Below are 22833 nucleotides of genomic sequence, written 5' to 3'. Positions count from 1 at the left end.
ACATGGCCCCGATCGCCTACGAGCAAAGATCAGTTACGCTGGCCACGGCCGCATAGCACCCGGTGTCCACGTTCCCGGGGGAAGCCCCGAGCTTCGGGTGACGGTCGGCGAGCCAGCGTCCGACCGCCCGGTCCAACACGTCGCCGTCGATGCGGGCCAGCACTCGGCGGACCGTGCTCTCGGCGGGCAGGACCCGCATGGGCAGGAGCACGGAAACGATCGGCCCGCGGACGAATCGAGCCCGAGGTCATCGACGGCCGTAAACAGTCATTACCTGGCGCATTTCATACTGTTTCTCGGCGTAAGAAAATCTTAAGGTTCTTAATCGCCAACATAATCAACACCTCGCTGGAGTGTTCATGTTTGTGCGGCGTACTTTAGCTACGGCGGCGGCAGCATCCGCGTTGGCTGCCCTGATGACCTTTGCCGGGGCAGGTAGCGCCTCGGCGGCTCAGGACACCTTCTACTTGGGTGGATCTGAAGGTGCAATCGATAACACTCCCGGCGACGGGGCCGCCAGCTGGGTCTGGGCATACGCCCACGACGCAGGTGGGCAGGGCTTTTCTTACGCGCAAATGGAATTCCGGTACACGAATGGCTTGGAAGGGGCACACACCGTCCGACTGGAAGAGTCCCGGTCGACTGACCTCCCCTGGAAAGTAGCCTCCGCCAGGCTCTGCGTCACCTGGACGGACAACGGTAAGTCCTGCACGGACTGGCACTACTACGCGTAACCCGCAGGTCCAGCCAGTACACCTGAAACGAGCCGCAGAGAGTCAACCTCGGATATTCAGCCGAGCAGGCTGATCTGATGCCGAGTTGAGAAAAGGTGCCCCTGGCCTGCAAGTATGCGAGTGTCAAGTTCGTATCCCCTGCAGGAACAGGGGCACCTTTTCGGCGAGTGAGCGTACCGGGTGGGACCGGCCGTTGTCTGTGGCCGCCGACGGGAATGGGCTGGTCGGGCACGCGGGGGCGCTGCTGCTGCACCGAGTCGCGGACCGGAGGGAACAGCCCCGCGCAGCGCCCCCGGACCCCGGGGCGGCCGCCCGCCCGCCGCCCTCTCCTCCTTCGTCGGTCGGTCGGGGGCTCCCAGGAGTAAGTCGGAGTCGGTCGGGCCGACCTTGCCGATCCTGACCTGCGGTGATGTGCCGGGAGCGGCGGGGTGGGGGTGCCTGGAAACGAAACCAGAGACGAAACCGACCCCGGGCCCGTCGGCGGCCGGGCCGCCCGGCCCGAACCGATCGCGGCGGCGCACGCCGCCGCCCAGCGAAACCTCTTCAACCGCATGATCGGACAGCTCTACCACTGCCTCCGGCACAACCAGGCCTATGACGAGGCCGCGGCCTTCCCTCAGAGGAGCGTCGCCGCGAAGGCAGCAGCGGCCTGATCTGTCTGGCCGGCTACCGGACGACACAGAGGTCCGGCAACGCCGAGACGTCCACACCCTCCCGGGCAAGAACCTGCTGCGCGAGCACGCGCGCACAGATCCACCCCGCATCGCTGGTCAGCGCCGCGGTTGCCCACCGATTCGAGGACCTATCGAAGGTCATCTGTTCGAAGAACGAACGGAGAGCTCGCCGACCGCTCCCCCACCATCCTGTCGGTGGCCTTCCTCCAGCTCTACAACCACCTTGTCGAGGAAGCCACCGTACGCCGCTGCGCCAGCGACAACTGCGGCCGCAACTTCGTCCGCCAACGCGGCCGCGCCGAATACGGCCAACACCGCACCACCGGCGTCAAATACTGCTCCCGCGAATTCGCCCGCGCCCAAGCCCAACGCGACCTCCAACGCCGACGCCGCACCACCGGCACCCCCTGACAACACACGACAGGCAACCCACCACACCCCACACGTACAGGGCTCTCATCCAAACTGCGGAAATTCCCACCACTTCTCATGCCATCCGCTGATTCTCAACCAACCACACAAACACGCAGGCCACACAGCCCAAACGATCAGCCAACGGCACCAGCGGAACCGGCGCCCACCCCCGAACACGAGCCCAACCCCACCCCACACTTCTCAACCAACCTGCAAAACCCAGCTCACCAACAAGATCAACCAGCGAATCACCGACACGCCACAGAACCAAAAGGGTCACACCCGGCGGCTCCCGTACGGGTAGAGCTTGGCGTGAAGTAGACGGTCCTCCCACCACGGGTCATCCGGGGCGGAGACCAGCGTGGCCACCTGATCGCGCTTGGTCGGGGCGGGCAACAGCAACGAGCCCCAAGTCCTTCGCGGCGCGGTCCCGCTCGCACTGCGGGCACTCCAGCCGGTCGGGGCCGGCCTTCTCCCGCAGCTCCAGCAACGAGCCCTCCTCCCCGCCGATGGAGCCGCGGCACGTCCAGCACGGGCGCAGCGCGGCGAAGGAAGCTGCTGGTCTCCAGCCATGGAAAACCCTCGGCGGCCTTACGTCCTGCCTCCCGCAACCATCGTGTGGGTGCACTCGTTAGCCCGAGGTAATGGAGATGATCCCGCTGTAGGGGCCCCGGTATGGCATGTGATGACCCATGGATTCAGAAGCGGCGTTACGAGTACGCAGGCGGCCGCTACGTAGGCTGCGGAAACTGCGGCGGGGACCTGTGCACTGTCTGCATGTCCAACCATCTACAGCCGAGCGACGTGCACTTTGAGTTCAACGACGACAACATCTGCCCAGACTGCAGTCCGAAGCGCTGATCAAAGCCACGGAACCGTCCGGTCGGCGGCACAGCGGGCCAGGCCGACGAGCCGGGCACAGCTTGACTGTCTCCGGGTTCTGCCAACGCCCACGAGGCTGAGGTCATGGTTGCAGGGATCTTCCGTGTCTCTCCGTTCGCCGGGGAGACGACCTACTCACTCCTCGGCCGGGTCGCGGCCGGCTATGGCCTGGACGACACCGCTCTACTCCCGTACTGGCATTGGCACGGTCACCGCCCCCCGGCACGAGGGCGGTGCGCAGCGGTTGGATGCCGAGGTGCTGCTGGATGGGGCCGGGCGGCGGGTACTGGCCGGGTTGTGCGGGGTCGGCGAGGAGGCGGCTGAGATCGAGTCGGCCTAGCTGATCGCGAGCATGGGACGACGAGTCGCTGTTCGGCTCGGTTGCCCACGATTACCCGCTCGGGACCGCGATCTCGGATGGGGTGATCGCCCCGTACCGGATCGTGTGCGTGGACGTCGCGGACCCGGTCCTCCAGGGCATGGAGCAGCGGGGTGCGAGTGATCGGTCGGTGGAGTACCGCGGGGCCCGGCTGGCGGCCTTGCAGATCGCTCTGTTGACCGCCTGTTCGGAGTGGAACCTGTCGAGGGTGCTGTCCTTCCACCACATGGTGGCCGAGGCCCGGGCGCTGAGTGCCGGCCTGCCGGAGGTGGCGCGGGTGCTGTGGGAGCAGGACCCAGCGCTGCACCCGGACCCGGCGCTGATCGGCACGACGTGGCTGGAGGCGGAGCACACCTCCGCCGCGCGCCGGGCTGTGCTGGGCACGTTCGCGTCGCTGGTCAGGGACGACGGGTGACCTGCTGCGGTACATCCTGGCCTCGGTGAAGGTGCTCTCCGAGGGCGGGGACACCTTCGACTGCGACGCGGTGTTCTCCGCGGACATGCGCGGCTCGATGGTGGACCTGGTCCAGGCCGTCAGGCGGGCGCTGCGGATGCGCCCGGGCAGCGGCAAGGTCGCCACCGTCGTCGTGCCCGTCCTGCTCGGGGCCGGCGAGAACGGGAACCAGCTGCTGACCTCCCGGACCTACGACGGGCTGAGCTGCTCATGGCGCTGCGCGCGCACGACGCGGCCGCCGTCGAGCGCCTGGCCATGCCGCAGTCCGAGACCCGCCCTCCCCGGGAGCCCAAGCACGCCGGAGAGCCGGAGGAGTTCCGCTCCGCCGGCGGCGAGCGCAGCTGCTCCAGTTCTCCACCCAGCGAGATCCGGCGGTGATCGCGGCGTTCGTGCGGACCCGGGTGCTGGAGCCGGAGCGGGAGGAGTTCCGGCGGGGCCTGGAGGAGCTTCCGGCCTCCCGGGAGGAGTTCGGCGACGTGCGCGTGCCGTACGCCTACCGGGCACCGTCCGGGCACCGGCTTGGGGTGTGGGTGGCCGACCAGCGCCGCTACAGGGCCGCCGACGTCCTGGACCCGGAGCGCGTCAAGGAGCTGGACGAGCTGGGCATGATCTGGTCGGCGTTCGACACCGCCTTCACCGACAACCCGGCCGCGGTGGCCGGGTACGCGGCCGAGCACGGGCACGCCTGCCCGCCCAACGAGGCCGTGTGGGGCGGGCGGCCGGTCGGGACCATCATGAAGAACCTGCGCACCGCGCAGCGGCGCACTGAAGTCCTCCAGCGTCGGGCCGAGGCCGGGGAGCACGGCCTGGACTGGACTGGGGCGCTGACCGCTGACCGCAAGGCCGCGCTGGATGAGATCGACCCGGCGTGGTGCCCGGCCTGGTCGGTGGAGTGGCAGCGCGCCTTCGCGCTGGCCTGGCGGCACGTGAAGGCCAGCGGCGCGCTCGCTGGTGCCGAGCCGGGCAGCGTCGTCGTCCAGGGCGAGGACCTGGCCGGGTGGGCACGTGCTCAGCAGGTCGGCTGGGACAAGCTCGTCCCGGCTCAGCAGTGGGCGCTGGAGCACGTCCTCGGCATCGGTCCGCTGCCCCCGGAGCAAAAGCCGGCGGGGAAGGTCTCGCACCCGGAAGAGGAGCGCCGGAACCTCGCGGCCGCCGCCCAGTACCGGGTCCGCGAGGGGCATCTGAACGTGCCTCGCAAGCACAAGGAGCCCCTGGTCGTGGACGACGGCACCGACGGCGGTACCACCGTGCTGATCAGCCTCGGCCTGTTCATCGCGAACAGCCGCAGCAGGCGCGCCGACATCCCCGCCGAACGCGCCGCACGGCTCACCGAGCTGGGCATGCGCTGGGAGTAGGCGGGCGCCGGGGCCGGGCCGTTGAGGGTGCAACACGCCCACGGCAACACGGCCCGGCTGCCCTCCGGAGGAGACAAAGGCCCAGGTCAGGGGTGCAACGCGGGGCCCGCGTTGCGCGCGTTGCACCGCGTGTTGCAGTGCCGTGTTGCGGTCGGCGGCCGGGGTGCACAGGTGACCTGTGACAGCGGAGCTGGACGGCGTGTCACGAGCGAACACCCGGTGCTTCTCCGTCTGCCAGGTCCAGTCCGGTTGGTCTCCGCGCCGGAACGGCGCCGTCTTGGCGAGCACCTCGAACTGGTTGGAGGGCCGCTTGCTCCGCTTGTTCACCACGATGGCGGTCAGCATCACCGGAACGCGGCCTCGAGGAGGTCGCTCATCAGCCTGCCACGAGGCGGGACCGAGAAGCCCGCCTCTGTCAGCGACTCGCTCAGCGTGCCGTAGTAGTCAGTACGTCCTTCAGCCGCCCAGCTCTTGACGAGTGGCGTCGACGTCCTCCGGACGGGCGCCACCCCCGATCTTCCCGACCTCAGGCGGGACCGCAAGGGCTCGGGATGACTACAAACGCCGAGGCCACACACTCCACATGCGGTTGCAGTACTAGCCACAGGGGGCGCTGTACGTGAGGTGGCTGGTGTACTTCGACCAGTCGGGCGGGGGCGGGAGTTGGCCGAGCTCGGCGCAGAGGTCCTGGTACATCCGATTGGGGTCGGCATACCAGAGGCGCACACCGTAGCCGAATGCGGAGGCGGACACGTCGGTGGCGATCAGGCCGTTGTCCGGGCCGAACGCGAGGTCGGACTGATTGGGCAGCGTGACAGCGTCGTCGGCGGTCACCCTGCCCGGGGCGGCCACGTTCCAGACCTGGACGTTGTCGGTGAGAGTCCCGGCGATCCCGAGCAGCCGGCCATCGTCGCTGACGGGAATGTCGAGCGGCTTGCCCTGGATGGCGATCCGACCGACCTGCCTGCCGGGACGGCTGAGATCCCAGAAGGTGAGGGAGTTGTCGTCGCCGGCCGCTATCGCCAAATAGCGGCCGTCGTCGACGGCGGCCGCAGAGTCCGCCGCCGCCGTCACGGTGAACTTCCGCACCGGGTTCCTGGCGTCGGGCACGTCGTACACCAGTACGTTCCGCCCCTGTTCCTGGACGAACATCTGGTGCCGCGAAGTGCTCGCCACGCCCCACGCGCCCCTGCTGTCGGGCAGTGCATGCGGCCCGTCCGGGTGGCGCGAGTCGGTGAGGCTCCAGAGCTGAACGGGCGTGGATTCGTCGAAGGCGACCAGTACACGGCCGTGCTGCTGCAGGCCGAGACCGTCGAACCGGCCGGGCCTCGGCACCGTCGAGATGCGCTGCGGCCGGTGTCGGTCGGAGATGTCCCAGAGTTCGATCGTGTCCAGGCCGTTCGAGAGCGCGAGCAGGTTGCTCTCGGTGCTCACGACTGCCAGCGGCACGGAGGTGGGATCGGCTGGGCCGGGTGAGGGGACTGTGGCATCGAGGACCGGTTTTGTCGGGTCGCTCGCGTCCCACAGCCCGACCGGTTGCTTGTCGCCGAGGGTCAGCAAGGTGTGATCGTCGTCGAGGAAGGAGACGCTCGTCCAGGCTTTGGGGAGGGACGCCGCGAGGTGCGGGCGGCGCTGATCGCCGATGTCCCAGAGCTGATACCCGTTGTCCGGGTCATGGGTGACGAGGATTCGCCCGGCGAGGCCGAACACCGATCCGGGTCCGAAGGTATCCAGGCTCTGCGGAATTCGCGCCGCCGGGGTGGTCCAGATCCGTAGCTGCCCGTGGTCGTCCCCGGTGGCCACGGTCTGGTTGTCCGACTGGAACGCGACGGCCCGGGTGGCGACCGAACCGGGGCGTACATACGGGCCCGGGATGAGCATCGAGGACGGCTGCGGGTGCTGATCGAACTTGAACAGCTTCACCGAGCCGCCTGTGCCCACCGTCGCGAAGGTCCGGCCATTGGCACTCACCGCCGAGGAGAAGTAGTCATCGCTGCCGTCCGACGGATCGAGGGGCTGCGCCGACCCCGGGTGGCTCGGGTCCGTGAGGTCGAAGTAGTTGATCTCCCCGTATGTGCCGGTGGTCAGCAACAGGTTTCCGGCCGGGTGGAAGGCCACCGTCCAAGCGCTCTTGACCGGGAGCGTCGACAGCACGCTCGGGTGGGCGCCTGTCAGGTCCCAGAGTCGGACCGTGCCGCCGTTGCTCGCGGCGGCCAGCAGTCGGCCGCCGGGGTGGAAGGCCACTCCGGTGACGTCCTGAAAATCGGCCTGGAGGGTGGCGAGTGGGGCGGGGCGCGCCGGATCGGTGATGTTCCACAGCTGCGCGGCTCCGCCGTCGGCGCCGGTGGCGAGGGTGTGCCCGTCCGGGCTGAAGGCCAGGTCGTACGCGACCCCGGTCTGATCGGGCGTGCTGCTGAGCAGCGTCGGGTGGTGGGTGTCGGCGACGTCGTACAGTTGGAGCGAGTCCTTGCCGTGCACCGCGAGCAGGCGGCCGCTCGGGGCGAAGGCGAGGGTGGCGGTGCCGTCGGTGGAGAAGGCGCCCGCGTAGGTCGGGTGGTGCTGGTCGAGGACGTCCCACAGCCGCACCTGGTGGCTATTGTCGGAGCCGGCGAGCGTCTTCCCGTCCGCACTGAAGGCGAGGCTCACCACGGCCCCCGGCTTGTGCTCCGTTGCGGCGGGGTCGTCCAGCGCGACCGGGTAAGGGGCCTCGGCCGAGGCGTACAGCTGATCGCGAGCGCCCTTGGTGGGGGCGGTGTGGAAGGCGGCCAGGCTGAGTCGAAGCGCCATCCCGGGGTCGACGTCGCGCACCTTGCCGGCCTCGTCGGCGAGTTGGGCGGAGGCGATCTGGGCCGCGCGATGCGCGGCGGCCCGGTTCTGCTGGACGGCGATCAGTCCGGCGACCAGGCCCAGGATCGCGGTGAGCGCGGCGGCGCCGAGACCGAATCGGCGCAGCCGGGCTAACCGGATGCCGGCGGCCAGGAACTCCTGCTCCTCCTCCGTGAGTTCGGGCCGATGGTCGGGTTGTTCGGCCCATTTGCGGGTGCTCGCCAGACGTTGGCCACGCAACAAGCCGGCCCGGCTGCGGTCGTCCCATAGCCATGCCTCGGTCGCCTCGGCGAGCCGTTGGTGGGCCAGCAGGCCCGGGCGGTCCTCGGTGATCCAGTCGCGCAGGCGGGGCCAGGCGCGCAGCAGCGCCTCGTGGGTGATCTCGACGGTCTCGTCCCGCTGGGCGAGCAGTCGGCCCCGGATCAGGGCGTCAAGGATGTCGGGGTGCGGGGTATCACGGAGCAGGTACTCCCGGGCGAGCCGGCGGCGGGTGTCATCGGTGTCGTCGCCGAGTCTCACCAGGCGCAGCAGCATCGACCGGGCCGCTCGCCGCCCGGGCTCGTCGAGGCCCAGGTACACGCCGTCCGCCGTGGTGGCCACCGAGTTCTCGATGCCGCCAGCGTCCCGGTACGCCTGGACGGTCAGCGTGTGGCCGTGGCGTAACTGCCAAGTAGCGCGCAGCGCGTGCGCGAGCAGCGGGAGTCGGCCCGCCTCGTACTCGCCGTCGGCGGTGCCGCCGAGATCCTGCAACAGCAGCTCGACCAGGCCGGGTTCGACCTCCAGCCCGACCGACCTGGCGGGGAAGAGGACCGCCTCGCGCAGGCCCTGCTCGGTCAGCGGCCGGACGATGATCGGCCGGTCCTCCAGGGCGGCACGCAGCTGGGGGTATTCGGCGGCCCGGGCGTAGAAGTCGCCGCGCAGGCCGTAGCCCACCAGCGCGCCCGCCTCGGCCAACCCGGCTAGCAGGTCCAGGAATTCGCGCCGCTCCCGGTCGTCCTGAGCGAGCGTGAAGAGTTCCTCCAGCTGGTCGACCAGAACGATCATGCGGCCTCCGTCCGACGGCTCCGCCAGCCGGCGGCGCGCCTCGGCCATCGGATGGGCGGTGGGGGTGAACACCACCCGCGGCCATTCGGCCGACCCCGGCGCGGGTAACCGGCCCTCGGCGAGCGCGGGCAGCAGGCCTGCCCGCAGCAGCGAGGACTTGCCCGCGCCGGAGGCGCCCAGCACCAGCAACGGCCTGCCGGTGGTGCGGCGTTCGTCCAGTCGGACCAGGAGGTCGGCGATCTCCCGCTCCCGGCCGAAGAACCACCGGGCCTGCTCGGTGTCGAAAGCCGTCATGCCCGGGTACGGGCACTCGGTCACCGGCTCGCCGCCCGGCTCGACCTTCCGGGTGCCGTGCACACCGTCGCTCAGGTGCATGTGCAGGTCGCGCCCGGCCACGTACGCCCGGGCGTCGTCGGAGGCGTTCACCTCCAGGTGAACCTGCGGCTCGTCCTCGCTCATCGCTCGGTGATGTGCAGGTCGCGCCCGGCCACGTACGCCCGGGCGTTGTCGGAGGCGTTCACGTTCACCGTAGTGCCACCGGACCCGCTGCCGGTCTCGGGCAGGTGCGGGGCCAGCTCGTCCAGCAGGCGCCGCAGCTCGTCGGCGAGCTGCGGATCGCCCTCACGCAGCAGTCTGGCCAGCCGGCGGCGCCAGTCACCGATCAGCTCCTGCTCCGCCTGCTCGTCGCCGCTCTCCCGAGCCGTCAGCACCTCGCCGCGGGTCTCCTCCAGTTCGGCCACCACGGCCGCGGCCCGCTCCGGGTGCACCTTGCCCCACAACCATCCGACGGCGCTCTTGGCCTTCTCCCAGCTCTCGGTGGCCAGCAACTGCACCACGGTGGTCGCCGCGGTGGCCGCCAGCGCGGTCAGCTCCGGATCCATATCCGTCCCCCTGCGCGAGTCAACTCCCTGACGACCGTTCACCTTAGCCCGAACGGCCGACTACCGGTGGCATGTCATGGCAGGCCCTTGAACAGCGAAACGTCATACGCCGCAAGCGGATTGCGGATGCCTTCTCAGTCGGGGGCCTCTACAGCGTTCGTCCCGGCTGCCGGTGGGGGAGGCAAGCCGAGGTGGATTCGATGGACGTGAGGGGGCGATGGTGGGAAGGAAGCGCAGGTCGGCGACGGCCAGGCGGCGGGCGGCCAGACTGAAGATGTTCGGGATCGGTGGGTTGGTCGCTGCCGTGCTGCTGGTGATGTTCTGGCACCTGGTGTGGGTGTACGTCGTGGTCGCGCTGGCGGTCTCGGGCGCGATGGTGGGCGGCTGGACGCTGTGGCGCAAGGACCGTGCTGCCCGGGCCGAGGACCGGCGGTGGCGGGCGCTGGACGCCGTCGCGGCTGGGCACCGCACGCTGGCCGAGGTCGACCGGATGACCGGCACCGAGTTCGAGGGCTTCGTGGCTGGCCTGTGCCGACGGGACGGCTGCACCCAGGTGGAACGGGTCGGCGGGGCCGGCGACAACGGCGCCGACATCAAGGGCGTCCTGCCCGACGGCCGGACCATGATCGTGCAGTGCAAGAGATACGCGCCGGGCAACGCGATCCCCGCCCGGGAGATCCGCGACATGATGGGCGCGCTACAGCATCATCGAGCCCAGGTCGCCGTGTTCGTCACCACCTCCCGGTTCACCCGCCCCGCCCAGAACCTGTGCATCGAGCACGGCATCTGGGCCCTGCACCGCGACCTGCTCGGCCTGTGGAACAACGGCGCCAGCCTGCTCTCCTTCCCCCAGATCAACGGAGCCGGACAAGGCGACCGCCAGCACCAAACACGGTGGAGACGCACCTACGAGAAGTAGACGACTCAGCCGGGCGCGACCTTGTCCCAGGCCGCGCCCGGGGCGCACGGGGCAGCTGCCGCAGACCGGGCGGAGCCAGGGCGATCTGACGACGCCACCGGAGAACGCGCACACCAAGCTGCCGAGAAGCTGGAGCGGCTCGGCAGGCTCAGGCTTGGCGGGCGCTGACCCCGGCCGGGCCGCCTGGCGGCCTTCCGGGGCCGCCCGCGCGCGCCGGCCCCCGCCCCACCGCGAGCGGCCGGCACCAGTTCGCGTGCTTGGACCAGATCATGCCGCGCGCGTCCAGCTCCGAGACGCGCGCGGCGTCGAGCAGGCCTTGGCCGTTCAGGTAGCGCTGGCGGTCGAGCCAGGAGATCAGCTCGCCGTGCTTCTCGCGGTCGGTGGGGTCGAGGTGGCCGTGCCCGATGTGGAACGCGGCCGCGACCGCGTGCATGCGCTGCCACTCGGTCGCCCGCGGATTGAACGCCCGCAGCTTCACCGTCTGGAGGATCCGCGCCGCATGGCGCCGGGCACGGAAACAGCCATTAGCGCACGCTGAAACCTTCAACACCGAAGATCAAACCCACCCAACCCCCAACGCCCCCAGCCCACACCACCCGACCCCAACCACCCACCACCCCGACCCCGTTCTCACCCCACCAACAACACCCCAGCCCACACACCACCCCACACCTCAACTACACCCCCCTCAAACCTCACCGCAGCGGGACGGCCTGGCGGCCGTCCAGGACGGCGACCAGGGCGCAGCGGCGGGGCGGGGCCCGGCACACCGGGCCGGGCGGCGCGGGCAATGTCCTCTGCCACTGAACCCTGACCGATTGCCACTGAGCCTTGACCAACGTCGGTTCGTGACATCGAAGTTTGATCGCCGCAGCTCGGCGGCCCCGGCAGGGTGATGTACGGCGCCAGGCCTCGACGCAGCTGCAGCGCGGTGAGCAGGCGCCCCCTGCTGTCGGCATGGCCATGGTCTTGGGGTTCGCCGGACAAGCTTCGGGGCGTGTGCTGACTTCCGCGTGCCCCTGTCATGTCGCTGTCCGCCGGTCCGGTTTCGTATCTGGCGGCAGTGGGTTCGACGGTCAGTGCACGCTGCTGGTCGCGGAAACCCTCGCCTTCTGCTCAGCCTCTGATGCCCGTCTCTTGAACGACCTCCTCGGCTCCGCCGACCTCGCCGCCGACGGCGTCGAACGCCTCCGTGAGGTCATCACCCGCAGCGGCGCTCCGCGCCGGATCGAGGCGGCCTTCGGGCGGAGTGAGGCGGATGAAGAGGTGACGTCGGCGCCGCCGAACAGGAGGCGGCCGAACGCGCTCGTCCCGCCGATATTCCGTTGGTGACGCTCCGTCGGATCGGTACGGTCGCGGGCATGGCAATCCCGATCGTTTTCGACATGGAGACCGGCGACCCCGACGACGTCTTCACCCTGTGTGCCCTCGCTACCCATCCGTGGGCACGCCTGGTGGCCGTGACGGTCATGCCCGGATCGGATGAGCAGGTCGGCATCGTCAAGTACCTCCTCGGGCGCCTCGGGGTGCCCGTGCCGGTCGGCGCGTACCGGCCCGGCACCGACGTGAAGCCGGTGTCGGGCTTCCACCGCCGATGGCTTGGGAAGGTTCCGGCTCGCGAACCCGACGCCGAGGCCTGGCAGCTGCTGCGGGACGCCTTCGCCAGCGGGAACGCGACGCTGCTCACGGGGGCGCCGCTGAAGAATCCCGGCCTGCTCCTGGAGCGGGAACCGGACGTGCGCATCGCCCGCTGGGTCGCGCAGGGCGGCTTCGCCGGCGACTCCGTCGTCCCGCCCGAACACCGTCTCCCCAAGTTCGAGGGACGCGAGACCTGCCCGACGTTCAACTTCAACGGCGCCCCGGACGCCGCGTTGAAGCTGCTGCAATCGCCCCACGTCGGTGAGCGGGTGCTCGTCTCGAAGAACGTCTGCCACGGCGTCGTCTACGACGGCGCGATGCACGCCGCCCTGTCGGCGCGGCGGCTCACACCCGGGATGGTGCTCGTGCGGGAGGGCATGGGGGTCTACCTGGCCAAGCGCCGCGCAGGCAAGGCCTTCCACGACCCGCTCGCGGCGGCCGTGGCGCTCGACGAATCCGTCTGCGCGTTCCGCGAGGTCGAGGTGTACCGCGAGCGCGGCGCCTGGGGTGCGCGTCCGGCGGCTGGCACCCGGACGCGGATCTCGGTCTCGGTCGACCACGCTCAATTCCTGGACGTCCTCACGGCTACCGGGTGACGGCCCTCGCTCCGAGCGAGCTTGAAGGAGCCCCTCCAGTGCACGCGCGCCAGGGTGAGCCTTGGGCGACGTCCGGGGGCGGCGGTAGGCTGCCGAGGCCCCGAGAAGGCACCGGAAGGCCGCCACCCGCAGGTGGCGCCCTTCCAGCGTCTCAGACAGAAACGGTGACGACCCGGTAGTCCGGGTGCCGCACCCGGCGATGTGACGCGACCGGCCGGCAGTGAGGCGGGCAGAATCGCGAACCGGCCGCAGGCTGGCCCCCGGCGGGTCAGCCGTCCAGTTTCGCGTACAGGCCACGACCCGGACGCTGCGCCCGGCCGGCCTTGACCAGGCGCTCCAGCATGGTGCGCACCGCGTTCACGTTGCCCGCCGACTCCTCGATCCCCAGCCGGACCATCACCTCCCGGGCACGCAGCGGCCCCTGAGCGCCGGCCAGCACGCCCAGCACGCTCTCGGAGGTAGCCCCGGTCGTTCGCCGCCCGGGCGCGGGCGCAGCCGTTTCGCTCTTCTCGGGGGCCGGCTCGGCGCCGGTGCGCACCGGCCCGGTGTTCCGGGTCGCGGCCGTCTTCTTCGCCGCAGTACGCGGCCGCGCGCCATCGGTGGTCTTCTTCACCGCCGTCTCCTTCGCCGCGGCCTTCTTCGCGGGGGCAGCCTTCTTCCCTGCGGCCTTCTTCGCGGGGGCAGCCTTCTTCCCTGCGGCCTTCTTCGCGGGGGCAGCCTTCTTGGCGGTGGTCTTCTTCGCCGTCTTCGTGACCGTGCCCGTGCGTGTGGTGGCCTTCTCGGCCGGCTCCCCGCCCCGGTCCGGCGCCGCCCCGGTTTCGGCCGCGAGCTGCTGCGGCCGGACCCCGGCGATGGCGTCCGCCTCTGCCCGAATGGTGCCCACCGCGGTGGTGCCCTGCGAGGCCGGCAGCCCGGCCAGGGCCTGCAGGCTCTGGATGGCGCCGCGTACGGCGTTCTCGCGCGCCACGGCGCCGGTCAGCTCGTCCTCCAGGCGCCGGCGCCGGGCCTCGATGCCGGGGAGTTCCGCCTCCAACTGGGCGATGGTGTCACTGAAACGGCTTTCTGCCATAGTTCCTCGTCTCCTCCGCCCACGCGCATGTCGCAGGACCTGTGCGATCTTTACCCCGCTACCGCGCCCGCCAACAAGAAACCGCGCCGATCCGCGCGGCCCGCATCGACACCCGCGACCGAGTACGCAGGGCCTGGTGGGCGGCCTCCCAGGCGCGGTCGGCGACTCGGCGACGTCGCGGCGGTGGCGCTGAGTGCCGCGCCCGGCCGCATCGCCGCAGGAGCAGGTCCACTGCGCGCGAACCGGATGCGGCGAACGAAGCCGTCCAGACGTGTTGAGGCGCAGGCGGCCGGGCCCGGGAACGAGGGGGTGCGTTCCACGCGGGCCCGGCCGGTGGAGGCGGTCGGCGGTTCCGGGCGGGGTGGGACGGCGTGCGCGGGTCGAGGTCGGCGCGCCAAGGTTCCGCCCGCTGACCGCTGTCACGGGCCCGCGCCAGAAGGGCAGGATGTGGGTGCTGCGGACCGTCTCGGACGGTGACGTTGCGCAGGTGAAGGAACGCCGGTCGGGTGGAAGACGCCGACCTTTGTCGCCGTTCTCCTCGATCTGGTCGCGGGGCCCCGAGGGCTCTACGTGGTCGAGCAGTCCCGGGACAGCGGCACCCGGGGAACGCGGGTCCCGGTGTGCACGGGCGGGCAACAGTGTGTACACGGCAGGGACGAGCGCGGCCCGCGCGGATTCCTAGGCTGAGCCGACCTCACCGAACGGGCCGTCACCGAGCCCCGATCCCCGACGGGAAGCCCTGAATCCAGTGAACACCCTCACGAAGAAGCTGTACTCCGCGCTGGTCTGCGTCGCCCTGGCCCTGGGGCTGGTGACCTGCCTCAGCGGCACCGCGTCGGCCACCAACTACCGGATCGTCGACTGGGACATTTCCCGGATCACCGACGGCGGCCAGGAGCACGCCGCGCGGTACTACCACGCCGTCGACGGACTGCACCAGAACACCTACGGGAACGCCACCCACGAGAACGCGGTCATGCAGACGACCACCGACAGCTCCCGGGTCGTCCAGGTCCGGATCCGCGACACCGGCGGCAACGAGCTCGTCTCCCTCTACTTCTGGGCCGACAACCTCTACCTGGCCGGCTTCTACGCCCCCTACGGCGCCGACCCGATCAGCGGCGTGCACCACTTCTCCTTCGCCGACGGCCGGAACCTGGGCGCCTCGCTCGGCGTCAGCGTCCGCAGCCTGACCCGCACCGGCAACTACACCAGCCTGCCCGGCGGCAACAACCGGGAGAACCTCCGGATCACCCCGCAGACGCTCTACAACGCGGCCTACGTGCTCGGCCGGGCCACCGGCTACAACGACAACGTCGGCGCGTCCTTGCTGCTCATGATCCAGGCGTTCTCCGAGGCGGCCCGCTTCGGCCCGATCTTCAACCAGGTCTACAACAACATCTACAACCACAACGACACCCCGCTCGGCCGCGACCTCGCCGGCCTGGAGAACCAGTGGGACGAGATCTCCCGGTTCGCCCACGACGTCCACCGCAACGGTTCGTCCTACATCAACATCTTCGGCAACACCGTCCGCAACTTCAACGACCTGCGGACCCGGCTCTCCTTCGTCGAGGTGATGGGCTCCGTCGCCCAACTCTGATCCCCGCAAGGCCGTTCGAAGCCGCACCACCGGGTCGCCCGGCACCAGCACGGCTGGTCGACGTAACGACGTCCACGCCCGGCACCCGCTGTGGCCGGGCAGGCCGGGGTAGCGGCGGCTGCACAGACCGGGGTGGCGCGGGTCGACGGCCAGGCGCTCCAGGGCGCGGCGCAGCCGGGCGGGGTCGGCCCGGCGGCCGCGCTCCAGGCGGGCGCGGGTGCGGGTGGCGGCGGTGGTGCAGCGCAGGGTCGGCATCGTGGTCCCCTTTCAGCAGGAAGGCCCGCTTCCCCCGGTGCGGGGGAAGCGGGCCTTGGTGGTTGGGTCGCTGCGACGCTGTGCGTGGTGGTCTGGCTGCGGCCTGGGCTGGGTCCAGTTGGAACCAAATCGTTCGAGCGTGTTCGACCGTGCGGTCAGGTGGTGGAGGCCGCTTCGGCGGCCTGTGCGGGTTTCGGGTGGTGCTAGATTGCCCCGCCGATGGAGTCGGCGGGGCGTTTGTGAATTCGTTTTGGCGACACGAGGGGTGTCGGGAGGGGTCAGAGCTCGATGTCCATCCACAAGACCGAGTTGACCTCGTCGTCGAGGGAGTGGGCGCGGGAGCCGCGCTGGCGGAAGTAGTGCTCGCTGAGGACGTCGGCGAGGATCTACTCCTGGTCGGCCTGGCTGGCTCCGGCGTCGCGGGCGTCGTAGCGCAGCGTGGATGACGGCGGTCAGGCCCTCAGCGGCTTCCAGGAGCGGCGGGTCGGCGTGGGGGAGTTCGAGGAGCGCCTGGGCGAGGTGGAGCGCGCTCTCCAGGACGGCGGTCGGGGCACGGACGTGGCGTAGCGCGGCGATGGCCTCGGCGGCTTGCTCGGCGGGCCGCTGAGCGGGCTGTGGCGGGGCGGGCCCAGGGCGGCTGCTGGTGGCTGTGCGGGCGTGGCTGGGGGCTGAGGGCGCGCCGGGCGGGGAGGGGTTCATGGGCGGCCGCCGGACCGGGTCGTGGCCGCGTGGCTCGGGCCCGGGCGGCCAGCCTTCGCCGGACGCGCCGGGATCAACAGCCCCGCAGGGTGGAACCCGCGCCGTCCGGACCGTCACCCAGAACCGCACCCACCCCACCCAGCAATCCGGGGCAGAGGGACAGACGGAGGGAGTTGCCTCCGACGCTCGGGAAACCGGCTCTGACCTGCGAGTATGCTCGACGGCGAGCCTAGGCGGTGGGGTGCGTGCGGTGGTACCTACGCCCGCGCCTGCGGTGGTGGCCTCGGTGCTACGTGCGGTGGTGTCTACGTGGAACCCGGCGCGGCTGGTCGGCGGCCGGCCCCGTGGGCCGCGGACGGCTCTGCCGGACGCCGAAAAACCAAAGGCACGAACCCCGAACCGACCAACCGACCACACCCACCAAGACCAGGAAGGAGAAGGGGTTGTCGGCATTTCCGGGCGCCCCGAATGGGCTCTGAAATGGGGCGATACCGTGCCGAGGCGAATCGTCAGGTGCCCGCAAGACACCCGGGCAGGTGCTCCACAGGGCGCCTGACAAGGTGTCCGAGAAGACGCCTCACAAGATGCACCGGCCGGTCAGCGGAGGACCGGGGCGGCGTCGGCGTCGATCAGGCCCTCCTCCAGGGCCTGGCGCACCCGCAGGACGGCCAGCTCGGCGGTGCTGGTGACCAGCGGGCGGCTCCGGTCGGCGGGGCCGGCGACGAAGCGGCCGTCGACCACCAGGGCCCAGCCGTCCAGGCGGGCCGCGCCGGACGGCCTCTCACCAGGAGCCACCGAGGGCAAGCTCGCATCAGCCACATCCGGCCCTCCCGGGCCGTCTAACACCTTACGGAGCTCGCATGTTCAGGTGTCGCGTATTCCAGCTCCGAGCGCCCCGATCGGTCACGTTGGGTCATGAGGGCGGTGTCCAGGGTCCGGCCCGGAGTGAGTATGTTCGTCCGATGTGCGCGCGTTCGAAACGCTTCGGGAGGGGAGAGTGCCGGTGGACGTCGTCGCGATTATGGAAGCACTGGCCGAACAGGGCGTAACGGTGCTGTTCAAGGCCGACGCTGAGCGGATGGCAGAGAGGGGCAAGCCTTGGACCTTCGTCGCCAGTGGAGCGCCGTTGCGCGAGGACGTCCTCGTGCGAACCGATGCCGCGACTGTGGAGCAATGCCTCGCAGTGTGCTTGCCCCGCCTGCGTGAGCTGGGCTTTTCGTTCCCTGAGTGAGAGAGCGGGTGTGACCGAACCGCCGCCCTGGATGTCAGGGCCGGCTGCTTACATGAGCCCATGGGCACCGTGCACACGACCGCCGCCCTCCTCCCGGCCCCCGCCGAGCTCCGCGCGCACCTGCGCGCGCTGGCCGTACTGGACCAGGCGATCTGCCGCGACCCGCGGTTCTCCCGCTACTCCTTCTCCACCACCTGGGGGCCTGGGACGGAGGCGGCCCTGATGGACAACGGCTCGGGTGACGACTTCTCCGTCCTCTTCACCCCGGCCGGTGTCCTCGTCCGCGGCTTCGACCACGAGTCGGAGATGAGCCCGTACGCCACGGATGACGAACAGGTCCGGCCCGGGGTCATCGACGAGGTGCCCGCCGCGCTGCGCGGGCTGCCCTGGTGGCTCAGACCGTGATGACGACCTTGCCGAACGTCTGGCCTGAGGCGAAGTGGCGGTAGGCGTCGGGAGCGTCATCGAAGGCGAACTCCCGGTCGATCACCGGGCGCAGGCGGTTGACCTCGATGGCGCGGCTCATCTCGAGGAACTGGGCGCGGCTGCCGACGGCGAGGGGGCGCACGGTGGCCCCGGAGGCGAACAGCACCATGGGGTCGAGGGGCGTGGCGGTGTCGGAGACGAAACCCACGAAGGCGACATGGCCGTAGACCTTCACTGCCTTCAGCGACTCCTCCAGCAGGCCCGCGACTTCGATGACCCGGTCGGCTCCGCGGCCGCCGGTCAGCTCCCGTACTCGGCCGGGCCAGTCGGGCGTGGTGCGGTAGTCGATGACCTCGTCGGCGCCGAGCTTCAGCAGCCGCTTCGCCTTCTCCTGGCTGCTCGTCGTCGCGATCACGTGGGCCCCGAGCATCTTGGCGAACTGCAGCGCGAACAGCGACACCCCGCCGGAGCCCTGGACCACCACGGTCTGCCCGGCTCGCACCCCGCCACCGGTGTCACCGGTCAGAGCGTTCCACGCGGCCACCGCCACGCAAGGGAGTGTCGCAGCCTCCTGGAAGGTCAGATGTGTGGGGACCGGCACGAGTGCGCTTTCGGGAAGGACAGCGTATTCGGTGAGCATGCCGTCCAGCGAGCCGCCGAGTTGCGGCAAGTGCTCCGGCCCGAAGGGGCCGTCCTGCCAGCTCGGGAAGAGCGTCGCCATGACCCGGTCGCCGATTCGCGCCGGATCCACCCCGGGCCCGACGGCGACGATCTCACCCGCGCCGTCGGACACCGGGATCACGTCGGGCTTCACCGGCAGCACGTAGTCGCCGCGCAGCACCATCAGCTCGCGGAAACTCAGGGAGGCGGCGCGTAGCGCGACCAGGACCTCCCCGGGGCCGGGGACCGGGACCTCGTGCTCTCTCACGGACAGGCCGTCGATGCCAGCACCGCTGTTCACGTGGTAAGTGCGCATGGGCACGGTTCCTTTCAAGGTTTCCGGTCTCATCAGGCGGTCTTGCTGTAGCCGAAGGCCTCGACGACCACGCCATCGCGGACGCGCATGAGGTTCACGCCGCGCACCGAGTCGGCCGGGCCGTCGCCGAAGCGGTACCGCCAACGGATCGTGGCCCGCTCGCCCGCGACCGCCACCTCCTCGGGGCGGAACTGAGTGGTGCGGTCCGCGGCCAGCGCCTGCCAGAACTCCAGGCAGGCCGCACGGCCCTCGCGGCGGGCGCCGTCGGGCGCAGGTTGGATCGCCTCCATCACGCAGTCCTCGCCGATGAGATCGGTCAGCGTTTCGGGGGCGTGCTCGACGAAAGCGTGGTTGAACAGCTCGACGACCTCGGCGGTCGTGCGGAATGACACATCCACTCCCGAGATAGAACGTTCGGTCTATCGTGAATATATAGACCGGTTGATCTAACTGTCAACGGGTGGCAAGCTGAGACCCATGACCACACGCAACGACCGCGGGCCGCGCGAACGGTTGCTGGACGCCGCCCAGCAACTGACCTACGACCAGGGCGTGGGGGTCGGCGTCGACACGCTGCTGAAGGCCGCCAACGTGGCCCGGCGCTCCCTATACGACCACTTCGGCGGCAAGGACGGCCTGATCGTCGAGGCACTGCGGCGCAGCACCGACGAGGACGAGGCCGCCTACCGGCAGACCATGCAAGCCGCCGGCGACGAACCGCGGGAACGCCTCCTGGCGATCTTCGATGAGCTCGGCAGGATTATCCAGGGGCCCGGCTTTCACGGCTGCCGCTACCTGGCCGCCGACCTCGCCCTGGCCGACCCCGACCACCCGGGGCACACCGTCACGAACCAGTACCGCGAACGGGTCCACCGGCTACTGGAGGATGAGTTCGTCAAGCTCGACCACCCGCGACCCACGCACGCCGCCGACCAGTTCCTCCTGCTCATCGACGGCACCCTGGCCGCCGGAGCCACCCGCCCTGGCATCAACCCCGCAGCCACCGCCCGCGAACTCGCCGAATACGTCATCGCTCCCCCGAAGCGATGACGCTCCCGGTGCGCGCTTCCCAGCGGCCATTGGGCGGCCGGTGCCACCCGCCCTGTGGGGCCGTCGATAGGCTGCCGGCATGACAGGAGTACTGCAGTTCGGCGCGCTGCTGGCGCAGCTGATGGGCCGCCGGGCGCTCGACTGCGCTGCGCTCGCGGCAGCGGCGGGCACCGCCCCAGCAGAGCTGCAGGCCGTGCTCGACGGGCAGTCACCGACCGGACGGCTGCTCAGGGATCTCGGGCCCGTACTCGGGCTGCACCCTGCGGACCTGTTCGTTCTGGCCGGACAGCCGGTGCCCGACGACCTGACACCGGTCACCCGCAATCCGAACTGGTCGATCAGCCCCGTCGTCTACGACGCGACGATCATGCCCGCCGGGGGCCGGAGACTGCTGCAGGAGGCAATCCGGGCGCAGCCCCTATTGCGGCGTGAGGGGCGGGGCGGCGTCGACCGGCCGTACCACCGGTACAAGCCGGGCTTCGGCGCGACGCTACTGGAACTCACGCACAGTCGGAACCTCACCTGGCTATGCACGGCCAAGGTTCTGCATGCAGTCACCGGCGGGCGGATCTACCTGTCAGCCTCCACGATCGGCGGCGTGGGCCGCGGCACCGTCGAAGCCACCCCCGAACTGGTGGCCGGCTTCGCGGGCCTGCTCGGTATCCCCGCCCCCGACCTCGCGGCCGCCGGCGGCATCCTCCTGCCCGACGACCTGCCACCACTGCACCCCCGGGCAACGGACGTGGCCGCCATCGTCTGGGAAGCCCGACGCCTGACCACCGGCCAGCTCGATGGAATCCGTCTCACCTCCCGCCACCTGAGCGGCCGCTAACCCACTCCCAGGCGCCGCCCTGTGCGCCCGCACAGGGCGGGCGGCCTGACGGCCGCGACAGGCCTCCACCTGGCGGCCCAGTACGCAGCCGGACCGCCCCGGGTCACGGCGCGGTAGGGCAAAGCACGTCGCCAGCAGCAGTCACTCCCGGGCCCTGGACTGCGGCAGCCCACGGGTCCGGGGCCGTCTTGGTGGCGCTCCGGGGACTTTGATGCAATAGATCGATGTGACGACTCCCTGGACAGTCCACCGTACTGAGTTGCTGCGACTGACGGGTCTGCTTGACCCGGCCGTACCGGTAGCCAGCACGCTGTCGCCCTGGGACGCGGGCCGCCATGGCCCTGCACCACCGTCTTCGACCAGGCGCTCGACGCGCTCGACCGGCTCGAGACCTGCTGCCGAAACACCCCAGTCGAGCAGTAGACCCACCACCCCCTGACCCAGCACCCCGGCAACGGCGGGCCCGGGCACACCACCCGGCTACCCACAACAAGCGACAGCAGCGGCTCCCAGCCAGCGGGCAGCGCCAAGACGGCGAACGAGCCAGGGGCGCAGCGGGACCGCAGAGGGCCGGCGCCCGGACAACGGCCCGGTCGCCCACGGCAGAGCCTCAGCAGGCGGCCGGCTACTGGCTGGGCACTGCCCGGGAGCGCGGCAGACGGCGCGGGCCACCAGGACGGCCCGGCCCGATACCGAACACCAACCCCACCAAGGAGGCCCCACCCGGCTGTGCCGACCCGAACCCAGAAAACCAACGCTCAGTAATTCAGAAAGACGCGCCACACGAAATTTCAAGCGGACCACACACCACAAAAGACCGCCCACCCGGCCCCCGGCCGACACGACCCCCAACCTCGCCAGTAACCATGCACAGTCACCAAACCCGCCTGGCATCGCCACGGGCCAAGCATCTCCCGGCAGGTCAACCAAAGGTCCAGACAATATGGCATCCAAGCCCCAATACGCTCATGATCACCAACAGGTCACAGCCGCCCTTCGCCGGGTAGAGCCTGGCGTGCAGCACGCGGTCCTCCCACACGGGTCATCCGGGGCGCAGACCAGCGCGGCAACCTGCTCGCGGCTGGTCGGGGCGGGCAGCACCAGCAGCCCAGCGCCTTCGGCTTCCCGGATCTTTGGCGCACCCGGGCACTCAGCGGCCTCGCAGCGGGGCCTCGGTACGCAGCTTGCGCTCGGAGCGGGGCCGGGGATCAGAAGGGCGGCTGGCCGGGGTTCCAGCCATCGCTGGGCCAGGTGAGAGGGCTACGGTCGTCGTCGTCGGGTCGGGTGAGACCGGTGGTGTCGTACCCCCAGGAGGTCAGGGCATCGATGGCCTGCCAGCGGCGCCACCGGGTGTCGCTGACGAGCAGGAGGTTGCGGGCATGCTCGGCGAGGCCTTCGCGGTGCGGGGCCAGGTCGGGGTGTTCGGCGAAGGCCAGGGCGGCGGCCAGCGCGGTGTCGCGGCCGGCGGTGTCGGGGTCACCGAGGAACGGCGCGACGGCGAGGTACAGCGCCGGGCGCAGCGCACGGATGGCGACCATGGCGGGTGAGGCGTCCAGGTAGCGCCCCTCGAAGTAGCGGTCCGCGGCCGCGACGCAGGCGTCGTCGCTGTCGTAGGCGACGCCTGCGAGCCAGCCCAGCAGCAGAACGCACACCCCGTCCGCTCCCCCGGGGTGTTCCTCTGCGCGGCGGGCCAGAACAGCCGCGACGCACAGCGCGGCCGGCGCGGTCGCCTCGTAGATGGTGTCCTGGTGGCGCACCGGCTCAAGGGCGTCGAGAGCCTGCCTGAGCTTCCCCCGCTGCACGGGAGGCGTTGATTACCTGGTCAGGACGGGTGTGGGTGGTTCGACGGTCACCGGTTCGGCCGTCGCCTGGTCGGCGTAGAACTTCGCCTCGTAC

General features: G+C 70.5%; 23 protein-coding genes. 14 read left to right on the top strand and 9 right to left on the bottom strand.

The genetic code is table 11. The annotated features are described in order from the left end of the window. The first annotated feature begins 1603 nt into the window (after window positions 1-1603). Window positions 1604-1819, top strand: a complete 216-nt coding sequence (locus ACZ3YL_RS41595; RefSeq protein WP_465662963.1) for a hypothetical protein — start codon at window positions 1604-1606, stop codon at window positions 1817-1819. A 279-nt stretch (window positions 1820-2098) separates the two neighbouring features. On the opposite strand, the gene ACZ3YL_RS41590 is transcribed toward ACZ3YL_RS41595, so the two are convergent. Continuing rightward, window positions 2099-2224, bottom strand: coding sequence for a hypothetical protein (locus ACZ3YL_RS41590; protein ID WP_465662961.1), 126 nt, complete (start codon window positions 2222-2224; stop codon window positions 2099-2101). 643 nt (window positions 2225-2867) lie between these two features. On the opposite strand from ACZ3YL_RS41590, the gene ACZ3YL_RS41585 reads away from it, so the two are divergent. From ACZ3YL_RS41585 to ACZ3YL_RS41570, 4 genes are all read left to right on the top strand, one after another. Then, window positions 2868-3044, top strand: coding sequence for a hypothetical protein (locus ACZ3YL_RS41585; protein ID WP_465662959.1), 177 nt, complete (start codon window positions 2868-2870; stop codon window positions 3042-3044). A gap of 82 nt (window positions 3045-3126) precedes the next feature. Next, window positions 3127-3498: a hypothetical protein gene (locus ACZ3YL_RS41580; protein WP_465662957.1), complete on the top strand. Its 372-nt coding sequence runs from the start codon at window positions 3127-3129 to the stop codon at window positions 3496-3498. 249 nt (window positions 3499-3747) lie between these two features. Then, complete coding sequence (locus ACZ3YL_RS41575) at window positions 3748-3915, top strand: hypothetical protein (RefSeq protein ID WP_465662955.1); 168 nt, start codon at window positions 3748-3750, stop codon at window positions 3913-3915. Next, the gene (locus ACZ3YL_RS41570; protein WP_465662953.1) at window positions 3912-4892 is read left to right on the top strand and encodes a helicase associated domain-containing protein; all 981 of its coding nucleotides are present in this window, start codon (window positions 3912-3914) and stop codon (window positions 4890-4892) included. The genes ACZ3YL_RS41575 and ACZ3YL_RS41570 overlap by 4 nt, the downstream gene beginning before the upstream one ends. Before the next feature lie 597 nt (window positions 4893-5489). Here the strand turns inward: ACZ3YL_RS41570 and ACZ3YL_RS41565 are convergent. Further along, entirely contained in the window at window positions 5490-9221 is a 3732-nt protein-coding gene (locus ACZ3YL_RS41565) for an nSTAND1 domain-containing NTPase (RefSeq protein WP_465662951.1), read from the bottom strand. After that, entirely contained in the window at window positions 9218-9643 is a 426-nt protein-coding gene (locus ACZ3YL_RS41560; protein ID WP_360433835.1) for a hypothetical protein, read from the bottom strand. Before ACZ3YL_RS41560 ends, ACZ3YL_RS41565 begins: the two co-directional genes overlap by 4 nt. A 292-nt stretch (window positions 9644-9935) precedes the next feature. Between ACZ3YL_RS41560 and ACZ3YL_RS41555 the strand changes: the two genes are divergently transcribed. Further along, the gene (locus ACZ3YL_RS41555; protein WP_465662949.1) at window positions 9936-10562 is read left to right on the top strand and encodes a restriction endonuclease; all 627 of its coding nucleotides are present in this window, start codon (window positions 9936-9938) and stop codon (window positions 10560-10562) included. Between the two features lie 148 nt (window positions 10563-10710). Here ACZ3YL_RS41555 and ACZ3YL_RS41550 read toward each other — a convergent pair whose 3' ends face one another. Then, the gene (locus tag ACZ3YL_RS41550; RefSeq protein ID WP_465662947.1) at window positions 10711-11040 is read right to left on the bottom strand and encodes a helicase associated domain-containing protein; all 330 of its coding nucleotides are present in this window, start codon (window positions 11038-11040) and stop codon (window positions 10711-10713) included. A gap of 479 nt (window positions 11041-11519) precedes the next feature. Between ACZ3YL_RS41550 and ACZ3YL_RS41545 the strand changes: the two genes are divergently transcribed. After that, the gene (locus ACZ3YL_RS41545; RefSeq protein ID WP_465662945.1) at window positions 11520-11894 is read left to right on the top strand and encodes a hypothetical protein; all 375 of its coding nucleotides are present in this window, start codon (window positions 11520-11522) and stop codon (window positions 11892-11894) included. Window positions 11895-11923: 29 nt separating this feature from the next. Further along, on the top strand, window positions 11924-12796 hold the full coding sequence (locus ACZ3YL_RS41540) for a nucleoside hydrolase (RefSeq protein WP_465662943.1): 873 nt from the start codon (window positions 11924-11926) through the stop codon (window positions 12794-12796). Window positions 12797-13064: 268 nt separating this feature from the next. Here ACZ3YL_RS41540 and ACZ3YL_RS41535 read toward each other — a convergent pair whose 3' ends face one another. Beyond that, window positions 13065-13865 carry a type IV toxin-antitoxin system AbiEi family antitoxin domain-containing protein gene (locus tag ACZ3YL_RS41535; RefSeq protein ID WP_465662941.1) on the bottom strand — a complete coding sequence of 267 codons (801 nt, stop codon included), beginning with the start codon at window positions 13863-13865 and terminating at the stop codon, window positions 13065-13067. A 748-nt stretch (window positions 13866-14613) separates the two neighbouring features. Here ACZ3YL_RS41535 and ACZ3YL_RS41530 point away from each other — a divergent pair. After that, window positions 14614-15468: a ribosome-inactivating family protein gene (locus ACZ3YL_RS41530; RefSeq protein ID WP_188308095.1), complete on the top strand. Its 855-nt coding sequence runs from the start codon at window positions 14614-14616 to the stop codon at window positions 15466-15468. A 693-nt stretch (window positions 15469-16161) separates the two neighbouring features. After that, on the top strand, window positions 16162-16290 hold the full coding sequence (locus tag ACZ3YL_RS41525; protein WP_262986083.1) for a hypothetical protein: 129 nt from the start codon (window positions 16162-16164) through the stop codon (window positions 16288-16290). A gap of 729 nt (window positions 16291-17019) precedes the next feature. Here ACZ3YL_RS41525 and ACZ3YL_RS41520 read toward each other — a convergent pair. Beyond that, on the bottom strand, window positions 17020-17241 hold the full coding sequence (locus ACZ3YL_RS41520) for a hypothetical protein (RefSeq protein WP_188308094.1): 222 nt from the start codon (window positions 17239-17241) through the stop codon (window positions 17020-17022). Window positions 17242-17425: 184 nt separating this feature from the next. Here ACZ3YL_RS41520 and ACZ3YL_RS41515 point away from each other — a divergent pair, with 184 nt between their 5' ends. Then, window positions 17426-17653: a hypothetical protein gene (locus tag ACZ3YL_RS41515; protein WP_465662939.1), complete on the top strand. Its 228-nt coding sequence runs from the start codon at window positions 17426-17428 to the stop codon at window positions 17651-17653. A gap of 60 nt (window positions 17654-17713) precedes the next feature. After that, a complete protein-coding gene (locus tag ACZ3YL_RS41510; protein WP_465662937.1) occupies window positions 17714-18058 on the top strand; it encodes a hypothetical protein in 345 nt (114 codons plus the stop codon). On the opposite strand, the gene ACZ3YL_RS41505 is transcribed toward ACZ3YL_RS41510, so the two are convergent. Both ACZ3YL_RS41505 and ACZ3YL_RS41500 read right to left on the bottom strand, forming a co-directional pair. Beyond that, the gene (locus ACZ3YL_RS41505) at window positions 18048-19055 is read right to left on the bottom strand and encodes a zinc-dependent alcohol dehydrogenase family protein (RefSeq protein WP_465662935.1); all 1008 of its coding nucleotides are present in this window, start codon (window positions 19053-19055) and stop codon (window positions 18048-18050) included. The two genes, ACZ3YL_RS41510 and ACZ3YL_RS41505, sit on opposite strands and share 11 nt — an antisense overlap. A 32-nt stretch (window positions 19056-19087) precedes the next feature. After that, complete coding sequence (locus ACZ3YL_RS41500) at window positions 19088-19447, bottom strand: nuclear transport factor 2 family protein (RefSeq protein ID WP_188308091.1); 360 nt, start codon at window positions 19445-19447, stop codon at window positions 19088-19090. 85 nt (window positions 19448-19532) lie between these two features. Between ACZ3YL_RS41500 and ACZ3YL_RS41495 the strand changes: the two genes are divergently transcribed. After that, window positions 19533-20105 (top strand): TetR/AcrR family transcriptional regulator, encoded by a 573-nt coding sequence (locus ACZ3YL_RS41495; RefSeq protein ID WP_188308090.1) that lies wholly within the window; start codon window positions 19533-19535, stop codon window positions 20103-20105. Between the two features lie 79 nt (window positions 20106-20184). Beyond that, window positions 20185-20937, top strand: a complete 753-nt coding sequence (locus ACZ3YL_RS41490; protein WP_465662933.1) for a hypothetical protein — start codon at window positions 20185-20187, stop codon at window positions 20935-20937. Between the two features lie 1208 nt (window positions 20938-22145). Here ACZ3YL_RS41490 and ACZ3YL_RS41485 read toward each other — a convergent pair. Further along, window positions 22146-22694, bottom strand: coding sequence for a hypothetical protein (locus ACZ3YL_RS41485; RefSeq protein ID WP_465662931.1), 549 nt, complete (start codon window positions 22692-22694; stop codon window positions 22146-22148). Window positions 22695-22833: the final 139 nt, after the last annotated feature.

This window comes from Kitasatospora sp. NPDC023176, from assembly GCF_055560495.1.
This window is presented reverse-complemented; position numbering and strand designations above follow the sequence as displayed.

Bases quoted from the DNA above. Each gene is read 5' to 3' on its own strand.
- ACZ3YL_RS41585 (WP_465662959.1), top strand. From the start codon at position 2,868: ATGGCCTGGACGACACCGCTCTACTCCCGTACTGGCATTGGCACGGTC.
- ACZ3YL_RS41575 (WP_465662955.1), top strand. From the start codon at position 3,748: ATGGCGCTGCGCGCGCACGACGCGGCCGCCGTCGAGCGCCTGGCCATG.
- ACZ3YL_RS41565 (WP_465662951.1), bottom strand. From the start codon at position 9,221: ATGAGCGAGGACGAGCCGCAGGTTCACCTGGAGGTGAACGCCTCCGAC.
- ACZ3YL_RS41560 (WP_360433835.1), bottom strand. From the start codon at position 9,643: ATGGATCCGGAGCTGACCGCGCTGGCGGCCACCGCGGCGACCACCGTG.
- ACZ3YL_RS41545 (WP_465662945.1), top strand. From the start codon at position 11,520: ATGGCCATGGTCTTGGGGTTCGCCGGACAAGCTTCGGGGCGTGTGCTG.
- ACZ3YL_RS41540 (WP_465662943.1), top strand. From the start codon at position 11,924: ATGGCAATCCCGATCGTTTTCGACATGGAGACCGGCGACCCCGACGAC.
- ACZ3YL_RS41535 (WP_465662941.1), bottom strand. From the start codon at position 13,865: ATGGCAGAAAGCCGTTTCAGTGACACCATCGCCCAGTTGGAGGCGGAA.
- ACZ3YL_RS41510 (WP_465662937.1), top strand. From the start codon at position 17,714: ATGGGCACCGTGCACACGACCGCCGCCCTCCTCCCGGCCCCCGCCGAG.
- ACZ3YL_RS41505 (WP_465662935.1), bottom strand. From the start codon at position 19,055: ATGCGCACTTACCACGTGAACAGCGGTGCTGGCATCGACGGCCTGTCC.
- ACZ3YL_RS41495 (WP_188308090.1), top strand. From the start codon at position 19,533: ATGACCACACGCAACGACCGCGGGCCGCGCGAACGGTTGCTGGACGCC.
- ACZ3YL_RS41490 (WP_465662933.1), top strand. From the start codon at position 20,185: ATGACAGGAGTACTGCAGTTCGGCGCGCTGCTGGCGCAGCTGATGGGC.